Source organism: Methanosarcina sp. MTP4 (assembly GCF_000970045.1).
In the GTDB taxonomy this organism is placed as follows: domain Archaea; phylum Halobacteriota; class Methanosarcinia; order Methanosarcinales; family Methanosarcinaceae; genus MTP4.
In genome coordinates this window covers 849,358-871,518 of sequence record NZ_CP009505.1, presented here as the reverse complement: position 1 = coordinate 871,518, position 22,161 = coordinate 849,358, and the positions used below count along the sequence as shown (strand labels likewise).

Here is a 22,161-nt window from a genome sequence, read left to right as displayed (position 1 = left end):
GGAAAAAAAACATTTATTCAGTTTGTACCTTTATATTTTTCATAAAAATGCCCAACAGGCTTTACAGCCTTGTTTGCAAGGTCAATTAAAACAAAAGCAATCTTCATTGGAATTGAAGCAGAGTCCCAGATATCATTCCCTTTTCCAAAAGTAAACAGTTTCCAGGAACTGCCTGATTTATTCATAGGATTTGCGTTTCTGTACATATTCCGGTGGAGTTCTGGATAAAATTTTGACAACTGGTAAAAGCCCCTCCCCACTCGGAAAGACTTTTTAATCAATTGCCTGAAAGAAGTTCGAGCAGGATGTTTCATTATTATGGATGGATCATAGTACAATTTTCTACCCGAGGAATATACCCTGTTCCCGAATTCATAATCCCCGCTGGAAATTAATTTAGGATCAAAAAAACCAACTTCGTCAAAAACATTTCTCCGGACCACAAGGCAACAGGTAGGAGCGAAATGGCGTTTGTCAACGTATTCTTCAACAGGAAAACCTGCCATTTTGTTATAAAGCGCACAGATAGATTCACTCTCAGAATAAATTTCCACATTGCAGCCCAGGTAATCGGCCAGGTTTTTGTGCATTGAGGCGTTGATTCTCGATAGCCAGTCCCTCTCTACGGTCATGTCGGCATCTACGAAAGCTATGAGAGATCCTTTAGCGATTTGTATGCCTTTGTTTCGGGCAGCATAGGAACTTTGTATTGTGTTTTCGACTACTAGTTTTACAGTTTCAGGGCATTTTTCCATAAATTCCCTGGCAACATCACAGGTGCTATCGCTGGAACCATTATCAGCAACTATTATTTCAAATTGATTTGAAGGATACTTTTGAGCGATTAAACTCTTCAAAGTGTCTTTTAGCCCTGAAAAATCATTGTATACAGGAATGATCACTGAAATACAATTCAATAGTTCAGAAGTTTCTTTGAAACCACCTTCAAAAGTTATATCATTCATTACAATCACTAAAGTAGGGATATCACATATTTATATTTAACAGGCATATCTTCATTTGAAGAAATACATCAATTGTAAATAAAAAAATTGTGTATAAGATAACCAAACCTTAGAAGAAACAACTTTTGAACCTTGGGAATTGAAAGTTGATGGCAAAAAGAAGACCATTTGTATAAAATTATATAAAGTTAAGTGATTTGTAAATGGCAAAAAAAAAGAAAGTTATATTCGTACATGCTGGGACTCATTCATTTATTCAACAGGACATAGAAATTCTCAAAAACAACTTTGACACCAGATGTATAGATGTGGGGAGAAAAAAAACAAATTTGTATCAAAAAATAAAATTAGTAACCAGTATCGTTAGAGAGATCTTATGGGCTGATGTAGCTTTTGCATGGTTTGCTAATAATCATGCTTATGCAATGGTAAAACTGGCTAAGTTGCTTGGAAAGAAATCTATTGTAGTTATCGGAGGATTTGAAGTCGCCTGTGAACCAGAGATAAGGTATGGAGCCTTGTTAGAGCCAGTACTTGCCAAAAGAGTCAAATATATACTCAATAACGCAGATAAAATCATTTCAGTATCAAAATTCAGTGAAAATGATATTTTGAAGACATCTAAACCTAAAAAACTCAAAGTCATACATAATAGCATAGATACCAATAAATTCAGATCGGATCAAAAAAAAGAAGATATTGTGATCACCATAGGGAATTCCACAAATGCAAGGTGTAAACTTAAAGGAATTGATACTTTTGTAAAAGCTTCTGCAAAATTTCCTAGTACAAAATTTGTGGTTATTGGGGATTATGACATTCCTATTCTTAAAAAATTAAAAGAAATACAACCAAATGTACATTTTACTGGTTTAATACCCCATGAAGAAGTTGCATTGTGGCTAAAAAAAGCTAAAGTATATTGCCAACTTTCATATTATGAATCCTTTGGCGTCGCACTTATTGAAGCCATGTCCTGTGAATGTGTACCTGTTATTACAGAACGTGGGGCAATGTCAGAAGTTGCAGGAGATACCGGATTTGTGGTGCCATACGGAGATCCTGAAGCAACAGCCGAAGCAATTAAAAAAGCACTTTTATCTAAAAATGGGCCTTCTGCAAGGCAAAGAGTTATGGAACTATTTGATACGGAAGAGAGAGAAAGGAAGTTGGTGGAAACTATCAGGTCAATGAGTTAAAGTGATACTTAGAGAATGTAGGGGATAAAATAAAAATCATGTTGTGAAAAAAATGAAAAAAGCTCTTATAATATCCTGTTATTTCCCCCCCCAAGGAGGTGGAGGAGTACAAAGAACTGCAAAATTTGTAAAGTATCTGCCAACTTACGGGTGGAAACCAATTGTTTTAACTTCTAAAAAACAAATAATCCCAGTTTTAGATCAGACATTGCTAGAAGATATTCCATCAGATACACATATAATCAGAACAAGAACACTCCAACCCAGAATCCCGAAAAAAAGAAACATGATTCATCACTTAATTTATGTAATTTCTATCCCAGATTTCAGTATTTGGTGGATTCCATTTGCAGTTTTTGAAGGATTTAAACAAATTAAAAAGGAAAAAATTAATGTCATTTATGTTACTGGGGACCCTTTTTCAAGTTATTTCATAGGATGCATTTTGAAATTTTTTACAGGCAAACCTTTGATAATTGACTTTAGAGATGCCTGGATACTGGATCCCAGGAGGCATGTCCGCACACTCATGAAGTGGAGAGATCAAATCGAAAAGTTGATGTTCAAAATTTGTGTAAAACATTCTGAGAAAGTAGTTCTTGCAACTCCATCAATGAAAAAAGATTTCCAAAAGTACTTTGGAAGCATAAAACATCCGGAGAAATTTATAACTATAACTAACGGATTTGATACAGAAGATATGGAAAAAATAGAGAATGTAAAAAAAGAAAAAAACTACTTTAATCTCGTTTACACAGGATCTTTACAAAGTGTTTCCAGAAATCCAAGCTACCTATTTAAAGCTCTTTGTTTGCTTAAAACCGATAACCCAGAAATATACAACAAAATAAGATTATACCTTGTAGGTAACATTGATGAAAAGTATAAACAATTAGTATATAAATACGGGATTAAAGACTGCGTAAAATTAGAAGGTTATGTCTCACACAATAAAAGTCTAGGTTATCTCAAAATGGCAGACTCACTAGTTTTTATAATGGAATCACAAAATAACGTTCGACAAATAACTAGCGGAAAAATATTTGAATATATCGCCTTCAAGAAACCTATTTTAGCATTAGCTAATCAAGATAGTGACGCTTCAGATATAATAAAGGAAATTGGATCAGGCATATTTGCAAATCCTATCGATGAAAAGGATATACTTGCAAAATTACTATATCTGTACAATTTATGGGAAAAAAATGTGGAAATGACCCAACTTTCACTTGAAAACATATCAAAATATAGGAGAGAGGGACTTACAAAAAAACTAGCAGACCTATTTGAAAAAACTGTATGAGATGAATATAATCTACGAAATATTCAAAATTTAATTTCAGGTAGACCAGTACCAGAATTGCATATTTGATTTTATGACATATAACTCACTTTCCGCAGATATACACAAATGTATCAATAATTTTCCGCTCTGTCCGATATTCTTAATATTATTGCGGGCAGTGTGCCGATTTTTCTGTAACATCACAAAACTCAAGAAGTTGTGGGGTCGAAAAATCTATATCGGAAGATCAATTTTCCCTATAGTACACAAAAACTTGACTTCGAATATATAGCAAATTCGCGACACCGCCGCTGATCAAAATGAAGAGGGAATTGAGTCAAAAATATTGAATATGGAAGATATACATTGGAAAGTATTGAGGCTTAGGGGAGAAAAACATGAAAAAATATATCTCTGATCACAGAGACCTGCCTAAAACAAGTCGATTATTCGGTTTCATATTAAATAATCCGCTCTACAAAGGCGTATTTATCCTCGGCAGCGGCACTGCGGTTGCGCAGTTGATCGGGATCGTAACGATGCCGATCATTACACGCCTCTACACCCCGTCAGATCTGGGGGTCCTTGCGGTATACTCATCTATCCTAGCAATTGTCGGAATCGGTGCCACCCTTCGCTATGAATTTGCATATGGGCTCCCCGAAGAAGACGAAGATGCAGTAAATCTCTTTGGGTTGTGTCTCATACTCTTATTTATCACAACAACTGGGTTTACACTCATTCTCCTATTTGGAAGGGACCTGTTGATCAATACCTTTGATCTGGTTTCTATTAAGCAGTATACCTGGTTTCTTCTCATTGGTTTCTTCGGGATGGGCCTTTATACCATGCTGAATTACTGGGCCATCCGGCAGAGGGATTACAAGAGGATCACCTACACAAAGATCAATCAGGGTGTTGGGGGTTCGGTATGCAAGATCCTCCTTGGCATTCTCTCTTTCGGACCACTGGGATTGATTCTTGGGCATATTGTCTCTCATATAGCCGGGATAACCACCCTTGCCCGTGTAATGTGGAGGAAGGATAGGGAAAACCTCAAAGACATATCCTTGAGCCGCATGAAGAGTGTTGCAAAAACATACAGGAGTTTTCCTGCATTTAATTTTCCTGCCTCTATCGTGAACACCATGTCATTGAAGCTTCCGCCCCTCATGCTGCTTGCGCTCTATGATTCACAGGTTGTGGGGTTTTATGCGCTTGCCCAGATGTTGGTAGTGCTTCCAGGCAGTTTTATTTCCGGTTCAATGGGGCAGGCATACCTCGGGGAAGCATCAAAGATGGTTCGAGAGAGATCGCGGGGACTGCGGTCTCTGTATGTGGGAACGCTTAAGCACATGTCGGTTATTGCTGTTTTCTTAATTGGGATCCCGGCGCTGTGTGCTCCCTTTGTTGTTCCGTTCATTTTTGGAGGGGCATGGATAAAGGCAGGATGGTATTGTTGGCCATTAGCATTGATGGCTATGGTTGGGTTTGTTTGCTCTCCAACATCATTTTTGCATATTTATGGGTATAACAATTGGAAGCTCATTTTCGACATTACTCGCACTTTAGGGGTAATTATCGGATTTTATATGTGTAAATTATTTGGAGTTGATGTTTTAACCACACTTATTGTCTACTCGATGATTACCGCTATAATGTATATTATTATGATAAGGTTGAATTTAAAAGCAATATATAATTTCACTCAGTCAATTAAAAACTAAACTCGTAAATAATTAAATTGGGATTAAAATCAAACTATAAAATGAAAAATATTTGATAATAATTACTTAATAACAGATAATTTCCTGAGAATAACTCCCGCATATGGCATCATTTTCCGTATCGCTTTCTGAATTATATTCCCCTGCAATTTTTTCTTTTTCAAGTTGACTTTTCTGAGATAATCTTCACTATCTATTGTTAGATACAAATCACGTGAATATGTTAATCTCTCCTTTAAATTCTGTCGAACCATTATATTTACAGGTGTAAATGGGATATTTTCAAAATAATTGTCTGGATACGGAAATAACCATTTATTTTCATAGAAAATTTCACGGGAAGTATAGAATTTGGTTTTATGCCTTCCATCAACAGTCTGACCACGAAAAATATCTTCTTTTGATAATTCTTCAAGTATAATTGCTCCATCTCTTGCAGCATTTTCCAGAAGTTTTTTCCCTGTCTCTGTTCTGGCAATAACAACTGTATGCCCTTCAGGTTGTTGTTTATGAGAGATTCCCCATGGATCCCCACAGACAATATCGCTGAAGATGTTCATCTGATCATAACAGGCTATACAGCGATGCAGTTCATAGACCTTTTTTAATCCATAGCGTTTTTCCTTTGGAAGCCAATAATCTTTAGTTGAAGTTGTAACATGAACATCACCAGGCCATCCATAACTTTTGTCCCTGAACCGGAATCCCGATATTTGTTTGGTATCACACTCACTTTGTTCGATCAAATCATCAATCATGTCACCCCCATGTTGTCCTGCACAAATCAAACCAATTTTATATTTTGGCAAGGTGGTGTTTGGGTAATTTTCACGAATTAATTGAAGACTTTCTGCCTGGCACCCCAAAACAACAGCAGCAGTATTTTTATCAGAATGTTCAAGTATTGTTTTAACAACTGACGACTGGGTATAATACGACCCGCATGCATCAATTATTTCAGACTTCGATGAAGCAAATACCGCTTGTGGCCTTCTTGTTTGTGAGTTTAGGTTATTTACTATTGCCCCTTCGATCTTATTTTGCTCTAAAAGATAACACAATAACGCTGTTACAATTCCACCACTCTGTGATTTTTGCCTTATTGAGCTATCACTTGCATATCCTACATATCCTGCAAGACATACGCCATGAAAAATGTCATCCGTCTCAATAGAGGGATTGTTTTCAGGATTGCTTGGGCAGATTTTTGCACATTTCCCGCAATAGATACATAACTCATTGTTGATAACTGCAACAAGATATCCGGAAGTGTTTGTGACTATTTCGATTGCATTTGATGGACAGATACCGGCACATGCCCCGCAGGAAGTACAAAGAGCATTGTTTGCAATATGAGAGATGTTATCTATTTGCATTATTCACCTCTTACTTTGAAAACAGAATTTTTCCAGTCTCAATAACTGCTTTTCGAACTTCGCGATATTTTTCAGCAATTATCTTTTTAGATTCATCTCTGCTCTCCCAGAATGAATCAAAGGTTGAGATCAGTTTTTCTGAAGTACATTCACCAGTTGGTATCCCCCATTCATCCTGACCATACCAGTGGAGGAGCTCCTCATATTTGTAGTGCCATCCTACAACAAGTGTTGGAACTCCTGAGGACAAAGCAGCAACACATGAATGATATCTACTTGCGACAATAACCTCACATGATGCGATGATGTTTTTTAATTCTTTGCTGGACATATGTGCCGAATCAATGATATCTACATGAATACCTTCTTTTTTTAATTTATCCTGGATTTCCCTCGACACGGTAATATCATTCACATCTGATAACGGCTGAACTTCATTGGGAATAAAAATAATCGATATTCCATATGTCTGGGAAATATGTCTACATAAATTTACTATGCATTCAACATACCCTGTTTTTCCTTTCCATTGCCGGATTATCTGGTGACTAGTAGAAATTCCGATCTTTTTCTCATCAAAAATGTTATCTTTTGAGAAAGTCATCATGTTTGCAATATCTGGCGATAAAAAAATCTCTTTTTTTACTTTTGCATCATAAATGAGAGAATCAAGACTTTTCGCTTCTCTTGCAGACACTACATCGAATAGGTGGTTGCAGGTAAATGCTGCAGACTTTTGGTTCAATTTGCTTTTCATTGGTCCAAAACTACAGGTGTTTTTAACTGTTTTTCTGCTGAAAAATTTTGCAGTGGCTAATATCCTGAATGTATAGGCAGTATTAAAAAACATCCTCAAATAACTAAACTTTTGTGAGTTTAAATTATCGGAAAAACAAATTCCATACAAATCTACAATAATATCTGATGATTTTACCTCTCGAATAAATTCTTTCATTTCTTTGTTTCTCAGAAGAGCAAAGCCAAAATTCTTGAATGAAAAGGGTATTGTTCGTATTTTAAAGTTAAAATCGCGTGTCGAGTATTCGTTAAATGGGGTTGTCTGATAATATATTAATTCATAATCATTACCATAAAGTTCAGCTAAAACCTCCTGAAGACCATGCAGTATTGAGGGACCACCAAAATTATCCTCTATTTTTACGCCTGTCGCTAATATTTTTATCATACTGACCACTTTAACCTCCGTCTATGCCCTAGTGTTCTGACAACTTAATTATACCACTGTCCTGGCAACTTAATTATACCATATAATAGTTGGACATTTTCTCATCCACGTTTTTTCTTGTGAACTTCCAGTTTTTAATTTGTAGGTCTGTATCCTTTGGTATTAAAAATAATTTAATCATATGCTCATTCTTATCCCCTCTCCCAACCCCCTTATACACAAACCCTTTCTCAATAAACTCATCCGGATTAACCACATTCTTTCCATCCACAATAACCGGATTTTCTTTCCCACAAACCTCTTTCAGATCATCCGAGATCTCTACATTTGGGTAATTCACAACATAAGGGTCATGAACTGCAACTTCAGCCCCGACTTGCAGGCAAAGATCCCTGTAAGGCTCTGACGGCGTGTTCCTTGCATCATCAGAATCATTAATAAAAGCCCAACCAAGCATTGCAATTTTTGACCCTTCAATTTATTTCCCGATCCTCTCAAGGGCTGCAGCAGTCAGGTTGCACATACGCACAGGCATGAAGTCATTGACCTTCCTTGCAAGCACGTAGATCTAATCAGCACCTTCGGGATAGTCAAGGCTTCCTTTCCCGAATCTTAACCCTCTTTCCAAGTGGTAGGTGTCCTTGATCAGGCAGTGCCCTCCAAATTATTCCTCGTGTCCCACAAATTATTCCTCAATTGATAATCTAAATATTCAATAATTTTGATTTAGGACTCGTAACGAAATAGCATATATATATTCCATGGACCTAACGATTTTCGACATCGACCAAACCAATAAAAACATACGATGAATTATAAATTACACAGGTTATTTCGCTACAGATCCTTACTCGAATTATGCATCAATATCTCCCATACACATCATCAAACCTCACAATATCCCCTTCATCCACAAGCTCTCCCAGCTGCACCTCAATGATCTCCAGCGGAACCTTCCCCGGATTCGAAAGCCTGTGCTTTTCTCCAGCACGAATAAACGTACTCTCCCCTGGCCTTAAAAAGAATTTCTCCCCGTTGACCTCGACGCAGGCCATTCCCTTTACAACAACCCAGTGCTCGCTTCTATGATAATGCATCTGTAGGCTCAACTTATGCTCAGGAAGTACAGCAATATTCTTGATCTTGTGCCCTGCCGAGTTTTCAAGCAGAGAATATGACCCCCAGGGCCTGTATACTTTTTGTCCGATATACGCCCTTTCATCATCCCTGTCTTTGAGCTCGGTAACGATTTCTTTCACTTTCTGGCTGCTCTCTTTGGGGCAGACAAGCAGGGCATCGGGGGTATCAACGACAACGAAGTCACTTACATCGATAAGGGAAACAATCTTCCCGGATTTTGAATGAACTAGGTTCCCGGTAGAATTCAAAAGGAAGGGATCACATCTATGGACCACATTTTCATCCAGGTCCTTTTCAAACTCATCGTAAATTGCAGAGAAATTCCCGAGATCACTCCACTTATGGTCCAGCCTGACAACCGCAACTCGATCGGATTTTTCCATAATGCCGTAGTCAACGGAGATTTTTTCCACGTTTTCGTAGATCCCGGCAATGTCCTCGAACTGCTCAAAACAGGAAAGGACTTCAGGAGCATGTTTCCGGACTTCTTCAAAAAAGAGATCGGTGTCAAACAGAAACATCCCGCTGTTCCAGAGGCAGCCTTCTTCGATGTACTTTTTTGCGGTTTCTTCACCCGGTTTTTCCCGGAACCCGGAAACACGGTAGCCGGGACCCAGAGGTTCGGCAGGTTTAACGTAGCCGTAGCCTGTATTAGGGAAGGTGGGCACGACTCCGAAGGTCACGAGAGAAGCAGATACCAGTTCTTCTGCTGAGGAGATTGTTTGCATGGCGGCTTTATCGAGGACATGGTCGGAGGAGAAAATCCCGACTGTGGATTTCCCGAAAATCCTTTCAATCTCCTTCATCCCGTAAAGGATAGCGGGGAGGGTGTTTCTTCCTTCGGGTTCGATCAGGATATTTTCGGAAGGGATTTCATGCCCAATTTCTTTGATTTGCCCCATCACGAAAAACTTCTGGGCTTCGTTGGTTACCACGAAAAGTTCTTCAATTTTAGAAATTTCAAGGCAGCGGAGCACCGTGTCCTGGAAAAGAGACCTCTCGCCGAATTTGAGGAACTGTTTCGGGTACATTTCCCGGCTCAGGGGCCAGAGCCGTGTTCCCGACCCGCCTGCAAGGATGATTGACTTAATGCTTTTCATCTCCTCTATGATAAGTGATTTACAAATTGATAAATTTCAGCATCGAATCAAGGTAAATAAAGGTAAATTAAGGTAAATAAGGTAATTTCGAGGGATTCAGATTAACTTAAGAAAGTTGTTGAAATCTTGAGTATATAGATATCCCACCAAATATTAGAATTATAGATATGTCCTGACAATATCCTTATTTTTGGGCGATATATGATAGAAAATTATTAAAAACCTTTGGATGGGCATCCACCTTTTCAAAATATCCACTCAAATGGATACATTATAAACAATATAAACTTATTTAGTATTGGACCTGTAATTTACAAACTTAATAAAATAATTAGGCAGAAAAGTCTTAAATAATTTTACACCGACTAGAAATTAATTTGTTCTGTTGGGTGGGGGAAATGGCAGGGAAAATGAGCCAGGGATCTGAAAATGGTGCATCGAAAAAGAGAGTCTCGGACAGGAAAAACCCGTCCATATTACACAATACCGAGGCCTACATCCCATTTGCTGTGATCGGGATCTTCATCGTCCTTGCCGCAACCTTCACTTCCGTCTACCTCGTAAAAATGGACTCTGAAATTGCCGAGACCATCTATACCACCGAAAAAAATGACCCCAGACAGACTTCAGTCAACCTTGCCGCAGCAGACCTTGCCCGCTGCCTGAACTATGCGGGGATAGAAGCCCTGGAATGGCAGGGGGAACACCCGGTGATCCAGCCCGAGGGGACCCAGGTTGAAAGAAAAATGGAAGACGGCTTTATGGTGGTCCCGCAAAACCAGAACCTAGAAAGGGGAGACGTGCTTAAGATTTCCATAACCCTGCCCTCGGACGTCTGGGGAAAAATCGAAGCCCTCTGGAAAAATAAGGACGTCATTTTGATTGTAGAGGACTCGAAAGGAAACGAAATCAAAAATGTGAACTACGGGCAGGCCACGGGTTTTCTTCAAAAAGTATACTTTGACGAATACGTCGAGGTACCCGAAACAGCAGAATCCGGTTATGCCTCCATCGAACTCTATTACGGGAATGAAACAAAAGCTTCGGACTGGTTCCAGATAGAGGTCAGCCCTGTAAAGGATATCGCAATCGACTGCATGAACCGCCTGCTTGCCCAGAACTACCAGGGCAACATGCATACCTTCAGGGAGTATGCGATCAACGTGCAGCCCGACCTGACGCCCGAAAAGCTCGAAATCCACAAAGTAAACGGGACCCTGAAGCGGGAAATCAACCCTACCGACCAGACCTACACGATCTATTACATCTTTGAAATCCCGGACCTTAACTACACTCTTGTGAACCTGGAATCGGGAGAAACTTTCAACAGAAGTATGAATATCTCCACCCTGATTCCTTCCAGAGAACCTCTTCTGGAAGAACTTGTCCGGGAATACGAAAAAGAACTTGAAAACTCAGCGAACCTGGACTCTGCACCTAACATCGTGCTCGGGGCAATGAACCTGAGGACCTTTGCCTATGGTCCCTGGCAGTTTTACGCAAACGGACCCCTGAACATCCTCACCAATCCTGCCCTAGCAAGCGCTGTCAACGCGGGTACGATCTACACCCAGAAAAGGGTTTTTGATTCGGTAGACCCACTAGCTCTGACCTACACCACCTACTACAACGGGAAGGTGCTGTACGAAGACGTGAACTCGGCCAGGGAGATCGGAAAGACGGCTGAGTCTGAATCTGATTCGGATTCAAACTCGGATTCAAGCTCGGACTCAAACTCAGACTCAAACTCGGACTCAAACTCGGACTCAAACTTAGATTTCAATACCTCAACCTCTTTCACAGACATCTATGAGAAAGATAAAGAGGTGAACCTGTCAACAACTTACGATTCCCTTTCAGAAAACAAGTCCTTTAACATTGACATTGAAGAAGGGATCGAAGACTCCTTTACAGACGCTGATACCTCCTACGAGGAAATCGCGGAATATTCGGAAATAAAAGTTGCAGCCTCAGACTACACGGAGGGGGTTATAGACGGCTGGGTCTTCAATGACCGGGAATGGACCCCTGAAAACCCGGACCTTATCCACGACGTTACTGAAAGCGTCTACACAGCTCCTGTTCAGGGGCAGGTGCTAAGGGACGGCTTTGATTCCCCTGACCCCCTGGTTTCCGCTATTAATGCGGATTTTGACCGGAGTTCGGTTTCATACAGCTCGCACACTGTCAGCTGGGACTCGGATTATCTTGCGGCTGGCACTCATATAGGATCACTGGTACCTACCTATGCCTGGAGCGATTCGATCACGAATTCCTATTCTGAATCCGTTAGCCCTTCAATCGACCCCCCGAAAGGGCATGTGGATAGCTGGTGGATCACGAGCGCTTCGGTGAATTTGAAGTCCGTAGAGATTAGTGACGTAAGAGTCGAGCCAAACTACGACTATGCCGGAGAAGACCGGATTATTGCAGAGAACCGGGAAGACGGATACCTGAACAGTGAAGACCACATTTTTGACTGGAACGTCCGCTATAATATATACTACAAAATAAACACCCGCTGGGAGATAGATTACAATTACAAGTACGAGTACGAGTGGAGAACCTTTGAAGGATACAGGGACCCAGTAAATAAAACCGGCAAGATCTACGAACATCACTCTGACACGTCAAGCGGCTCGGACTCGGAAACAACAGGTAAAACAGATTCCGAAACCCCCTACCACAGCGAAACGGAATCTGAGAACCTGACAATCATCTTCCACAAACTTCCCCCAACCGGAGGCTACACCGGCCTTTCCACCTACACGGACCCGACGGAAAGGGAATACAGGGAAACAACCATTGCCATAGGAGGCGCTGAAAGGTTTGACCCCTGCTGTTCGGATGCCGCCGACAAATACCGGGCAGAGCATGTGGACCTCCTGGCAATAGAGCGTGATTTCTGGGTTTACACCAACGAGAAACCCTTGCCGCCTCACGCCGTTTCCTGTGACATCCCACCCTGGCTCCACAAACTGATGGCAGAAGAAGTCCTCAGGATGCTTGACTCAATCGAACAAGACAATCCCACCTTCAGCTACTCCTTGCTTGACAACCCCGGCCAGGACCCAACAGACCTGCAGGTCGAAACTGCCGAAAAGCTCGTTTCTGATCTTGAAGCTAAGCGGGAAAGCTACGTAAATAAGGATCAGCACCTCAATGCCACGGGCTCGATGTACACTTCCAGCGACTCTGCCCGCTACATCGCAAGAAATGAAGCCTACAACAAACTCATCCTGGATATCGAGCAGAAAAACGAAAAACTAGACTCAGAACTAGACTCCTATATAATTGACATGCTTGAGAAAAAAGGCCTGGACACCAGCATGCTGGAAAGTGTTAGTTCCGGCCCCCTGACCCTTTTCGATAACCCTGCAATGGAAAGGGCTGCATCAGCCCTCGGAAAAGAGATGGGCATCATCAGCACCATGACCGTCACCGGCCAGCCCGAAAGCAAATACAACTGGACCGAAAACATGACCCTGATCGTGGACCAGAAACCCAACTACCTCTACCATGACCCGGACTTTGATTTGAAGGGGGAATTCGAATGGGCCGACGAGATGACCGGGAGAACAATCTACCCCCTGGGCGTCCGGAATACCTGCATATTCACCACCGGAATCTCCGAAGAAATAGCCAACGCCATAGGTTCGAGCAATGAATATGTAAAAACCGAAACCGCCCAGCAGATCAGCCAGAGTATCGCCGTCCTGAACGAAGAAGTCCTCCTCCTTGAAGAGAACCTGACCGAACAGGGGGTAGCCCTAGACAGCACAGCCCTTGACATTGAAATTTACAACCTGAAGCGCACCTACACAACGGATCTGAAAAGCAACGTAATCGAAGAAATTGCAGCCGAAGTGAGCGCAAACCCCGTCATCTCGGACCTGATCGAAGAAGATAAAGTCAAGCTTATCACCTCACAATACCTCGAAAGCCTCTCCACAGACGAAATAATAGAAAAGTCCTCAAATGGCAACCTCTCGGCCGAAACCTCCGCCCTCATAAAAACCGAAATCAAAAACTCAAATCCCTCTATTGAAGCCGATGAACTGGATGCAATTCTGAATAGGGTAGACACCGACGTCCGAATCGGGGTAGCCGACGGGATCTGCGAAATAACGGTGAATAAAGGCGTCTTGATCGACGAGTGCTTCGAGCAGATTGATGGCGAGTTGAAAGAAATGGCAAATGAAAGTTTAGATGAACTCAGTGGGGAAACTGCGGAAATGGTCTCAAAAAAGTTCCAGATAGCTATGAAGGCAGTGCCATGCGGGCTGCCGGTGCTGCCGCCGCACTGGGTGTTTACAATTAATGTGTGGACTTATGATGTAATTGGAATGTATAAAGAATTTAAAGTCACAGACAACGATAACGATGTTATTCTTAAACCTTACTTTGGCCACAAAGGCCAAGTATACATTAGAAAAGATGATTCAATTGTACATAATGGGAAATATGTAGGAGATAATACTCCAATAACATTCCAATTTTTGGGATATTCTACAACAATAGTTGGCCCCGGTCCAAAAGGTGTTGGAGACAAGTCAGGGGATTCTACAGAGAAATCAATTGGATACAAAACTCTTGCCGAAAATTTTGGAGAATAATTATGAAATTAAAGATTGTTATTGTTGGAATTATACTTCTTATATTAACAAACGTTGCTTCAGCGAGTTCCCAATATGGTTCCATAGATGTATACTTCAATGACAATTTTTTACCGGGTAAAGAAGTAGCTAAACCTACATTAAAAATCGGAGAGCCCGTTAAGGTAAAAATAGATTTGACATTGAATCAAAAATCAATATTATTTATAAAAGTTTGCAGTCTGAGGGTAGGCACTCCTTATGAAGTAATAGAGGGGCCTTCTGAGTTCGATAAGAAGCTATATTTTGAATCCATGGATCCAGGAACGTACACTTTTGAATGGACGCTAAAGCCTACGGGGGAATGGGAAAGTGGAACTATGCCTGTAAATATTTGGTATCAAATACATAATTTTGGTGAAGATGAACCTCTGGTACAGGGAGAATTCACAGTCGCCTATCCTTACATTTCTAACGAATACTACGAAGGCGAAACCCCATCCCAAACTACAGCAGAAACCGGAACCTCCCCGGAATCAGCTCCGGCCTTCACGACCTTTGGTGCCCTCCTGGCAGTAGCTTTAGCGGCATCCCGCCGCTGAAAATTTGTTACTCCAGGACAGCCGGGATTAAAAGTGTCAATTAATCAGAAAACAGGTACGGGGTTCAATTATAATTTCCAGATATTAATATTTGGGAAAGGCCGTCCGCTTCGCTCCGCTCTGCGGCCGTTGAGAACGTCGGTACCTGAAAATCAAATTAAAAAACGGATTCATGGGGCAGGAAAAAATCCAACGAAAAATTAAAAGCCCGTTTTTACAAAACTCATTCATCGTCGTCATCGAAATCGTGGTCGAGGGTTTCTCCCCAGCCCATTACTTTTTTGGTTACGAATACAACAAGCCAGAGACTGAATATGCCAAATACGAGAAGCGGGAGAGTAAGGATGTAAGGGGAAGCCTGGACCCGGGTACTGCTGAGGATGAGGGGCATATGGTCGATGTTGCCTTCTCCAAGGTCATATGAGACATCGCAGAGACCGTCATCGTTTTTGTCTTCTCCGATGCAGAGAGCCGTGCTTTCGGCATCTGTCCAGTAGTTACCACCTGTGTAGGGACCGCCTGCGATACTGGTCCCCCGTTTCTTTTCTGTGTTCCAGACGTTTTCAAGGTTTATTCCGTCGTAGCCTACGTTTGCAGCGTTCTGGAAGAAATTGTTGTAGATGAGGTTCTTGCTGCTGTCCGTGAGCACGAGGCCAAATTCATCATTTAAAAGCAGAATGTTTCCTGTAAGCCGGTTTTCATCGGATGCCTGCAAAAAGATTCCTTTCCGGACGTTTTCCTTTGCCTTGTTGTTAATGACCCAGTTATCCCGTGAAGCCTGAAGATAGATTCCAACATCGTTTCCCGAAATTTCGTTAACGTTCAGCATGTTGGTGTTCGAGTCACTGAGGAAGATCCCGAGGCGGTTGTCCGAAAGCCTGTTGTTGCTTATCATGGTCCCACGGGTGCTTTCGAGATAAATCCCTGCTTTTTCCGGGCCAGAAGCTCCTTTTATGGAAAAGCCGCTTATCGTTACATTATTGGCCTTAACGTGAAAAACATGGTCACCGGGGTCTTTAGCTTTTACGATGAAATTCTCCGGAGTGCCCGAGATCGAACGGATGGTAATTTCCTTTTCAAGGTCCACGTTTTCCCTGTAAAGTCCGCTGTAAACATATACAATGTCCCCGGCCTTCGCGGCATCCACAGCCTCCTGAATAGAAGAATAGTCCTTGTAATCGTCATCCCCCACAGTGATCCTCCTTGCAGCCGCAGAGCCTGCGCTCAGCATCAAAAATACGGAAGCTACGATAAAACAGATTTTTGCTGTTTGTATACTTATCAGTAGTATCACCCTCAAGAAGATCCGGGTCTTCGGACTCCTATTCCCCAAATTCGAAAAGGTCCGGGAATTCAGAGGATTAACCCTTGAATACGCGGACCACGAAAAAGAATAATTGAATAGTAATATAAACGGCTTCAAATCCTATATAGTTTACTTCAAAGCCTTTAACTTGAGGCTCTCAACCGGAAGCCCACCATACTGCCTGTTACTGATATCGGAATCTTCTGCCAGGATTTCAATGGCAAAACCAGCTTCTTTCAAAAGCCTGAGATACTCCTCTTTAAGGACCGCTCCTGCCACGCAGCCTACCAGAAGGTCTTCATTTTCCTGCATCTCTTTAGGAAGTTCAGCCAGAAGGACCATATCCGAGATGTACATCCTTCCCCCCGGCTTCAGGACGCGGTAAGCTCCCCTGAAAACCTTTTCTTTGTCAGGGGCGAGGTTGATTACGCAGTTGCTGATGATAATGTCCACCGAACCAGAGTCAAGAGGAAGGGCTTCGATGTCCCCCAGGCGGAACTCAACGTTCGGATATCCGTATTTCAGGGCATTTGCCCTGGCCTTTTCCACCATCTCTTCGGTCATGTCAACGCCGATGACCTTTCCGGTGTTCCCGACCTTCTGCACAGCCAGGAAACAGTCAAATCCGGCACCTGAACCCAGGTCCAGGACCAGGTCCCCTTCTTTAAGTTCTGCGAAAGCCGTAGGGTTCCCGCAGCCCAGCCCCAGGTTGGCCTCAGGAACTGAACCGACTTCTTTTCCGGAATAACCGAGGCTTTTCGAGATCTCTTCAGTGCCAGTATTTCCGCAACACTCACTGCTGCAGCAGCAGGAGCCACCTGACATTGCAATTTCACCGTATTTCAGCTTGATAATCTGCTTTTTTTCACTGGAATCCATATTTTAATCCCCATTTTCCGCGGTCTATTTTTAATCTCCATTTCTCGCCAGCTATTTTTAATCCCTGTTTCTCGTCAGTCATTCAGACCCTTACAACATCCCGGAGAACCTTCCTGCCTTTCACAGCAAGGTTCCAGCTCTCCGATTCCGAGGACCAGCAGCAATTCCCTTGTATCCTCATCCCTGATACTGTAAATGATATTGCGCCCCCGCTTTTCATACTTCAAGATCCCGGCTTCAAGCAACACTTTCAGATGTTTTGAAACCGTGGTCTGGGTTTTCCCGGTAAAAGGCGTGAAATCGCAGGCGCAGTAGTTGTGTTTCAGCAGGTAGGAGAGAATAGTGAGCCTTGTTTCGTCCCCAAGTGCTTTGAAAAATTTCACTTTATTTCCAATCATAGATGTATGCATATATGCGCATATAAGAATATATAAGTTTTGAGAAATACCTGCATTGCTCATTATGAAGAAAGTAAATCGAAATTGAAATCGAAATTGAAAACAAAATCAAAAACAAAATCAAAAACGATATGGCTCAAAAAATGAAAAATGAAGATATTTTTTACTTGCAGGTATCGAGGAGACTCCTCTTTTTGCCCCCACGCTCCTTTTCACTAGGGTGAATGGGTTCAACGTGCGCTACCTCTGCTTTCTCTTCCGCCTTTTCTTCTGCTTTCTTTTCCTCTGTCATCTTAAAAACCCCCTTAATCAATAACAAATAAAGTATTAAGCTAACTTATAGCACCAAGCTAACTAATAGCACTAAATTTCCGGAATTTTAAATCTCCAGCTTGCTCATGATTCTGTATTGATGCTGATTTACTCGACCTCTGAACCGCTCTGGCAATTTATTGAGTCTTCTCACAACTCAAAAGGTGCTTCTTTTTGCCCCCACGTTCATCTTCCAAATGTATAGGACTGACTTTTGCAACTTCAGGTTCTGCTTTTTCGGTTTCTTGTTTTTCCTCTTCAACCATTCTATCACCCCCTTAAACAAACTTAGACTGGGATTTATCCCCTAACTAAATATACCAACGAGATTTATTAAATTTTTGTGACTGGCCTGAAAAAAGAGAAACAGTTGGCAAGGATTCATTAAATTTCGTGCGGGAAAAGCAGGCAGCCAAAAATTAAGAAGAAAGTGGGCAAAAAAAGAAGCAAAACATGTAAAATAAATAAAAATTATTTGGGAGAATATATATCCCATTAGCCATTATAAGTTGAAAGTCCGGGCGGGAAAGCTCCCGGGTAAAGATTCCCGCCTGAAAATCCGCCAGAATTAAGTTTATCTATTCACTTTGTTCACCAGATACGTTTTATCAGGAAAATGTGATCACATGGCATATAAAATACTTGAGAAGGAAGAAATCGCCCCGTCGGTGCACCGGACGGTCATCGATGCCCCGGACGTGGCAAAGGCTGCAAAAGCCGGACAGTTTATAATCCTGAAAATAGATGAGGAGGGGGAAAGGATTCCCCTTACGATTGCGGACTTCAACCCTGAGAAAGGAACAATCACCGTAATTTTCCAGGAAATGGGCAAGACTACAAAGCAGCTTGGAAAGCTTTCCGCAGGGGACTCCCTGGAAGACTTTGTCGGACCCCTTGGGACTCCCGCAGACATCAGGAAACTGGGAACGGTCATCCTTGTTGGAGGCGGGGTAGGGGTTGCTCCGATCTATCCCCAGGCAAAGGCATACAAAGAAGCGGGCAACAGGGTACTCACCATTATCGGCGCCCGCAACAAAGACCTCCTCATCCTTGAAGCTGAGATGCAGGAAGCCAGCTCCGAACTGTTCATTGCAACCGATGACGGGTCCAAAGGGCACCACGGTTTCGTGACCGAGATCATGAAGGATATCCTGGACAGCGACGAACCGGTGGCAAGGGTAGTGATTATAGGCCCCCCCATCATGATGAAGGTAGGCGCGGGAATGGCAGCACCTTACGATGTGGAAATCCTGGTCAGCCTTAACTCCATCATGGTGGACGGCACGGGCATGTGCGGCGGCTGCAGGGTGACTGTAGGTGGGGAGACAAAGTTTACCTGCGTGGACGGGCCCGAGTTCGACGCACGGCAGGTGGACTTCGGCGAACTCATGAACCGGCTTTCCATGTACCGGGACGATGAGGCAAAGGCCACAGAAGAATACGAACATAAATGCAGGTGCGGCCTGCACTAAAACTGGGAGTGAAGGAGGACTCAAAATGAGCGAGAAAACAGGTGAGAAACAGAAAACCAGGACTCCGATGCCCGAGCAGCCCCCTGAGGTCAGGGCAGGAAATTTCGATGAGGTGGCTCTTGGCTATTCGAAAGAAGATGCAATTGCAGAAGCCTCCCGCTGCCTTAACTGCAAGGAGCCTAAATGTGTGGAAGGCTGCCCCGTAAATGTGGATATCCCGGGCTTTATCAAGCTGATCTGTGAAGAAGACTTTGAAGGGGCAATTGAAAAGATCAAGGCTACAAATGCTCTCCCCGCGATCTGCGGCAGGGTCTGTCCCCAGGAGTCCCAGTGCGAAGCCCTCTGTGTACTCGGGAAGAAGAGTGAACCCGTTGCCATCGGAAGGCTTGAACGTTTCTGTGCCGATTACGAGCGCGAAAAAGACATTAGTGCCCCCGGTGCCCCCGGTGCCCCCGGTGCCCCCGAAATCCCGCAACCCACGGACAGGACAGTGGCAGTTGTGGGCTCGGGCCCTGCTGGCCTCACCGCCGCAGCCGACCTGGCAAAAATGGGGCACAAAGTAACAGTCTTCGAGTCCCTGCACAAAACCGGAGGAGTCCTGAGTTACGGCATCCCTGAGTTCAGGCTTCCCAAGGAGATCGTAAAGCAGGAAGTCGAGTACATCAAACGACTCGGCGTTGAGATCAAGCCCAACTACATCATCGGCCGGATCAAGACCCTGGACGAGCTCTGCGAGGAATTCGACGCAGTCTTCCTGGGCACGGGTGCAGGTCTTCCCAAGTTCATGGGTATTGAAGGCGAAAACTTAAACGGCGTGTATTCCGCAAACGAATTCCTGACAAGGGTAAACCTCATGAAAGCCTACGACCCGAACTACGATACCGTGGTCAGGCGCGGGAAGCATGTGGTAGTCGTAGGGGGAGGAAACGTTGCAATGGACTCTGCCCGCTCGGCTCTCCGCCTGGGTGCCGAAGAAGTCAGTGTCGTCTACCGCCGCGGGGAGGAAGAAATGCCCGCCCGCAGGGAAGAAATCGAGCACGCAAAAGAAGAAGGTATCACCCTCAGGCTCCTTGCAAACCCGACCCGCATCCTTGGCGATGACAAATTCAACGTCAAAGGCATCGAATGCATCAAAATGGAACTCGGTGAACCCGACGCCTCAGGCAGGAGAAGCCCTGTCCCGGTAGAAGGCTCGGAATTCATCATCGACGCCGACGTGGTAGTCATAGCCATCGGCACCTCCCCGAACCCGATAATTTTCAAAGGTTCCGAAGGACTGGACCAGAACAGGAGAGGCACCGTAGTTGCTGAAGACGAAACCGGAGCGACCTCCAAGTGCGGAGTCTTTGCCGGCGGAGACGTCGTGACAGGAGCCGCAACCGTGATCAGCGCCATGGGTGCAGGGAAAAAGGCTGCAAAGGCTATTGACGAGTATTTGAAGGAAAAATGAAATAAAAACAGGAGAACAGAGAGCTGAAAAACTTTTTCAGCCCCTCATTTCTCAAATATTTTTTGAATTTATGGAATTATTCCGGTTCCTGAACTATTTTTAATCCCTGAATCCTTAATTTTCGTTGCCCTGCATACATCGTCAGATTTTGTACATTAGTTCCCAGTACACCAGTTCATGCTCCATGCTTCGATTCCAAAGTTTGGGTCACAAAACAGATTAAATTTTTCAACCATTTTATAAGCCCTGCACCCGAACGAAGCAAACGTAAACCCGGCATCAACTTATCCCTGAAAACCTTTTTTGAGCTACTTATCAGGTTGCAGAGCTTCCATCGGCTGCGAAGCAGACAGCTTTTTCCAAAAATGACACATGAAAATTGAATTCAAACACTGAAACATTTTGAATATAAAGACTAATAACAGAAAGGGCACCAGAATGGACAAAATTATCATTTGAATGGATAAAAAGGTCATACTGACAACTGTAATATACACCAGGATGACTAAAAGAGATAGACAAATGACTATTAAAGGTAGCGTGGTGACCGAAGGGAATAGACTAATGGCTAAAATGCAGGATTCAGGAAAACAATTTAGGGATTTATTCGGAAAATCGTGTGACAGAAAGATCAAAGCATTTTCAGCACTACCTTAATAAGCACAACCAGGGCAACGATTAAAGCGAGTACCCAGATCAGAGGCAGCAGGAACCTTAGCAAGAAGTACAGGATAATTGATATGAGCAACACCTGAAGGAGTGAAATATCATTTCCTCCGGCTTTCATAACAGGACGCTGCATATTCCGGGAAAAATTATCAAAAGTGCCGGATTTTCTTCTCCTTCCTCTTCCTCTTGCCATAAAAACCAGAACCATAAAAATAAGACAGAAAACTTAAAAAAATCCGGGAATGTAAACCCGGATACTTTTTTAAAGAAATCAGGACAGGCCTGCTGGGAATCGAACCCAGGTTCGGGGCTCCGGAGGCCCCAGTGATATCCACTACACCACAGGCCTTTATCATGTAAACCCCTCGGGGTCTAACTGGCTGTCTATAGTGCTAAGTAGCTTATAAATTTAATCCTCGCCCTGCCAAAATAATTCCTGATTTTTTAGATATTGGATGTTGAGCTTGAAGGCTGAACTTGACTTTTGAATTCTGATAAAC

At 42.9% G+C, this 22,161-nt stretch carries 18 protein-coding genes, 1 tRNA gene and 1 pseudogene; 8 read left to right on the top strand and 12 right to left on the bottom strand.

Annotated elements, in window-relative coordinates:
- Nucleotides 1-17: 17 nt before the first annotated feature.
- Nucleotides 18-965 (bottom strand): glycosyltransferase family 2 protein, encoded by a 948-nt coding sequence (locus tag MSMTP_RS03915; RefSeq protein WP_048177917.1) that lies wholly within the window; start codon nucleotides 963-965, stop codon nucleotides 18-20.
- Nucleotides 966-1,168: 203 nt separating this feature from the next.
- On the opposite strand from MSMTP_RS03915, the gene MSMTP_RS03910 reads away from it, so the two are divergent.
- From MSMTP_RS03910 to MSMTP_RS03900, 3 genes are all read left to right on the top strand, one after another.
- Complete coding sequence (locus tag MSMTP_RS03910; RefSeq protein ID WP_048177916.1) at nucleotides 1,169-2,164, top strand: glycosyltransferase family 4 protein; 996 nt, start codon at nucleotides 1,169-1,171, stop codon at nucleotides 2,162-2,164.
- A gap of 52 nt (nucleotides 2,165-2,216) precedes the next feature.
- Nucleotides 2,217-3,467, top strand: coding sequence for a glycosyltransferase (locus MSMTP_RS03905; RefSeq protein ID WP_048177915.1), 1,251 nt, complete (start codon nucleotides 2,217-2,219; stop codon nucleotides 3,465-3,467).
- 380 nt (nucleotides 3,468-3,847) lie between these two features.
- Complete coding sequence (locus tag MSMTP_RS03900; RefSeq protein ID WP_048177914.1) at nucleotides 3,848-5,176, top strand: lipopolysaccharide biosynthesis protein; 1,329 nt, start codon at nucleotides 3,848-3,850, stop codon at nucleotides 5,174-5,176.
- Nucleotides 5,177-5,238: 62 nt separating this feature from the next.
- On the opposite strand, the gene MSMTP_RS03895 is transcribed toward MSMTP_RS03900, so the two are convergent.
- The 4 genes and pseudogenes from MSMTP_RS03895 to MSMTP_RS03880 form a co-directional block, all read right to left on the bottom strand.
- A complete protein-coding gene (locus MSMTP_RS03895; RefSeq protein ID WP_048177913.1) occupies nucleotides 5,239-6,552 on the bottom strand; it encodes a Coenzyme F420 hydrogenase/dehydrogenase, beta subunit C-terminal domain in 1,314 nt (437 codons plus the stop codon).
- 10 nt (nucleotides 6,553-6,562) lie between these two features.
- Entirely contained in the window at nucleotides 6,563-7,738 is a 1,176-nt protein-coding gene (locus MSMTP_RS03890; protein ID WP_048177912.1) for a polysaccharide pyruvyl transferase family protein, read from the bottom strand.
- 73 nt (nucleotides 7,739-7,811) lie between these two features.
- A pseudogene (locus MSMTP_RS03885) lies at nucleotides 7,812-8,399 on the bottom strand (UDP binding domain-containing protein); the annotation flags it as partial.
- Nucleotides 8,400-8,601: 202 nt separating this feature from the next.
- On the bottom strand, nucleotides 8,602-9,978 hold the full coding sequence (locus MSMTP_RS03880; RefSeq protein ID WP_048177910.1) for a mannose-1-phosphate guanylyltransferase/mannose-6-phosphate isomerase: 1,377 nt from the start codon (nucleotides 9,976-9,978) through the stop codon (nucleotides 8,602-8,604).
- Between the two features lie 398 nt (nucleotides 9,979-10,376).
- Between MSMTP_RS03880 and MSMTP_RS03875 the strand changes: the two genes are divergently transcribed.
- On the top strand, nucleotides 10,377-14,594 hold the full coding sequence (locus MSMTP_RS03875; RefSeq protein WP_231582906.1) for a hypothetical protein: 4,218 nt from the start codon (nucleotides 10,377-10,379) through the stop codon (nucleotides 14,592-14,594).
- Nucleotides 14,595-14,596: 2 nt separating this feature from the next.
- Nucleotides 14,597-15,175: a sarcinarray family MAST domain-containing protein gene (locus MSMTP_RS03870; protein WP_048177909.1), complete on the top strand. Its 579-nt coding sequence runs from the start codon at nucleotides 14,597-14,599 to the stop codon at nucleotides 15,173-15,175.
- A 223-nt stretch (nucleotides 15,176-15,398) separates the two neighbouring features.
- Here the strand turns inward: MSMTP_RS03870 and MSMTP_RS03865 are convergent, their stop codons facing one another.
- Nucleotides 15,399-16,367 (bottom strand): NosD domain-containing protein, encoded by a 969-nt coding sequence (locus MSMTP_RS03865; protein ID WP_048177908.1) that lies wholly within the window; start codon nucleotides 16,365-16,367, stop codon nucleotides 15,399-15,401.
- 1 nt (nucleotide 16,368) lies between these two features.
- Here MSMTP_RS03865 and MSMTP_RS19620 point away from each other — a divergent pair, with 1 nt between their 5' ends.
- Complete coding sequence (locus MSMTP_RS19620) at nucleotides 16,369-16,572, top strand: hypothetical protein (protein WP_048177907.1); 204 nt, start codon at nucleotides 16,369-16,371, stop codon at nucleotides 16,570-16,572.
- A gap of 38 nt (nucleotides 16,573-16,610) precedes the next feature.
- Here the strand turns inward: MSMTP_RS19620 and arsM are convergent, their stop codons facing one another.
- The 4 genes from arsM to MSMTP_RS20130 form a co-directional block, all read right to left on the bottom strand.
- Entirely contained in the window at nucleotides 16,611-17,360 is a 750-nt protein-coding gene (gene arsM, locus MSMTP_RS03855; protein WP_048177906.1) for an arsenite methyltransferase, read from the bottom strand.
- Between the two features lie 74 nt (nucleotides 17,361-17,434).
- A complete protein-coding gene (locus tag MSMTP_RS03850) occupies nucleotides 17,435-17,743 on the bottom strand; it encodes a helix-turn-helix transcriptional regulator (protein WP_231582905.1) in 309 nt (102 codons plus the stop codon).
- 178 nt (nucleotides 17,744-17,921) lie between these two features.
- Nucleotides 17,922-18,050, bottom strand: a complete 129-nt coding sequence (locus MSMTP_RS20135; protein ID WP_255351010.1) for a hypothetical protein — start codon at nucleotides 18,048-18,050, stop codon at nucleotides 17,922-17,924.
- Between the two features lie 157 nt (nucleotides 18,051-18,207).
- Nucleotides 18,208-18,336: a hypothetical protein gene (locus tag MSMTP_RS20130; protein ID WP_255351009.1), complete on the bottom strand. Its 129-nt coding sequence runs from the start codon at nucleotides 18,334-18,336 to the stop codon at nucleotides 18,208-18,210.
- A gap of 360 nt (nucleotides 18,337-18,696) precedes the next feature.
- Here MSMTP_RS20130 and MSMTP_RS03845 point away from each other — a divergent pair, with 360 nt between their 5' ends.
- Both MSMTP_RS03845 and gltA read left to right on the top strand, forming a co-directional pair.
- Nucleotides 18,697-19,542, top strand: coding sequence for a sulfide/dihydroorotate dehydrogenase-like FAD/NAD-binding protein (locus MSMTP_RS03845; RefSeq protein WP_048177904.1), 846 nt, complete (start codon nucleotides 18,697-18,699; stop codon nucleotides 19,540-19,542).
- A 25-nt stretch (nucleotides 19,543-19,567) separates the two neighbouring features.
- On the top strand, nucleotides 19,568-20,992 hold the full coding sequence (gene gltA / locus MSMTP_RS03840) for an NADPH-dependent glutamate synthase (protein WP_048177903.1): 1,425 nt from the start codon (nucleotides 19,568-19,570) through the stop codon (nucleotides 20,990-20,992).
- Between the two features lie 631 nt (nucleotides 20,993-21,623).
- Here gltA and MSMTP_RS03835 read toward each other — a convergent pair.
- Entirely contained in the window at nucleotides 21,624-21,854 is a 231-nt protein-coding gene (locus MSMTP_RS03835) for a hypothetical protein (protein WP_197076134.1), read from the bottom strand.
- A gap of 84 nt (nucleotides 21,855-21,938) precedes the next feature.
- Nucleotides 21,939-22,010, bottom strand: a tRNA-Arg gene (locus MSMTP_RS03830).
- Between the last annotated feature and the right edge of the window lie 151 nt (nucleotides 22,011-22,161).

Coding starts and splice junctions, on each gene's coding strand:
- MSMTP_RS03915 (WP_048177917.1), bottom strand. CDS start 965: ATGAATGATATAACTTTTGAAGGTGGTTTCAAAGAAACTTCTGAACTA.
- MSMTP_RS03910 (WP_048177916.1), top strand. CDS start 1,169: ATGGCAAAAAAAAAGAAAGTTATATTCGTACATGCTGGGACTCATTCA.
- MSMTP_RS03905 (WP_048177915.1), top strand. CDS start 2,217: ATGAAAAAAGCTCTTATAATATCCTGTTATTTCCCCCCCCAAGGAGGT.
- MSMTP_RS03900 (WP_048177914.1), top strand. CDS start 3,848: ATGAAAAAATATATCTCTGATCACAGAGACCTGCCTAAAACAAGTCGA.
- MSMTP_RS03895 (WP_048177913.1), bottom strand. CDS start 6,552: ATGCAAATAGATAACATCTCTCATATTGCAAACAATGCTCTTTGTACT.
- MSMTP_RS03890 (WP_048177912.1), bottom strand. CDS start 7,738: ATGATAAAAATATTAGCGACAGGCGTAAAAATAGAGGATAATTTTGGT.
- MSMTP_RS03880 (WP_048177910.1), bottom strand. CDS start 9,978: ATGAAAAGCATTAAGTCAATCATCCTTGCAGGCGGGTCGGGAACACGG.
- MSMTP_RS03875 (WP_231582906.1), top strand. CDS start 10,377: ATGGCAGGGAAAATGAGCCAGGGATCTGAAAATGGTGCATCGAAAAAG.
- MSMTP_RS03870 (WP_048177909.1), top strand. CDS start 14,597: ATGAAATTAAAGATTGTTATTGTTGGAATTATACTTCTTATATTAACA.
- arsM (WP_048177906.1), bottom strand. CDS start 17,360: ATGGATTCCAGTGAAAAAAAGCAGATTATCAAGCTGAAATACGGTGAA.
- MSMTP_RS20135 (WP_255351010.1), bottom strand. CDS start 18,050: ATGACAGAGGAAAAGAAAGCAGAAGAAAAGGCGGAAGAGAAAGCAGAG.
- MSMTP_RS20130 (WP_255351009.1), bottom strand. CDS start 18,336: ATGGTTGAAGAGGAAAAACAAGAAACCGAAAAAGCAGAACCTGAAGTT.
- MSMTP_RS03845 (WP_048177904.1), top strand. CDS start 18,697: ATGGCATATAAAATACTTGAGAAGGAAGAAATCGCCCCGTCGGTGCAC.
- gltA (WP_048177903.1), top strand. CDS start 19,568: ATGAGCGAGAAAACAGGTGAGAAACAGAAAACCAGGACTCCGATGCCC.
- MSMTP_RS03835 (WP_197076134.1), bottom strand. CDS start 21,854: ATGGCAAGAGGAAGAGGAAGGAGAAGAAAATCCGGCACTTTTGATAAT.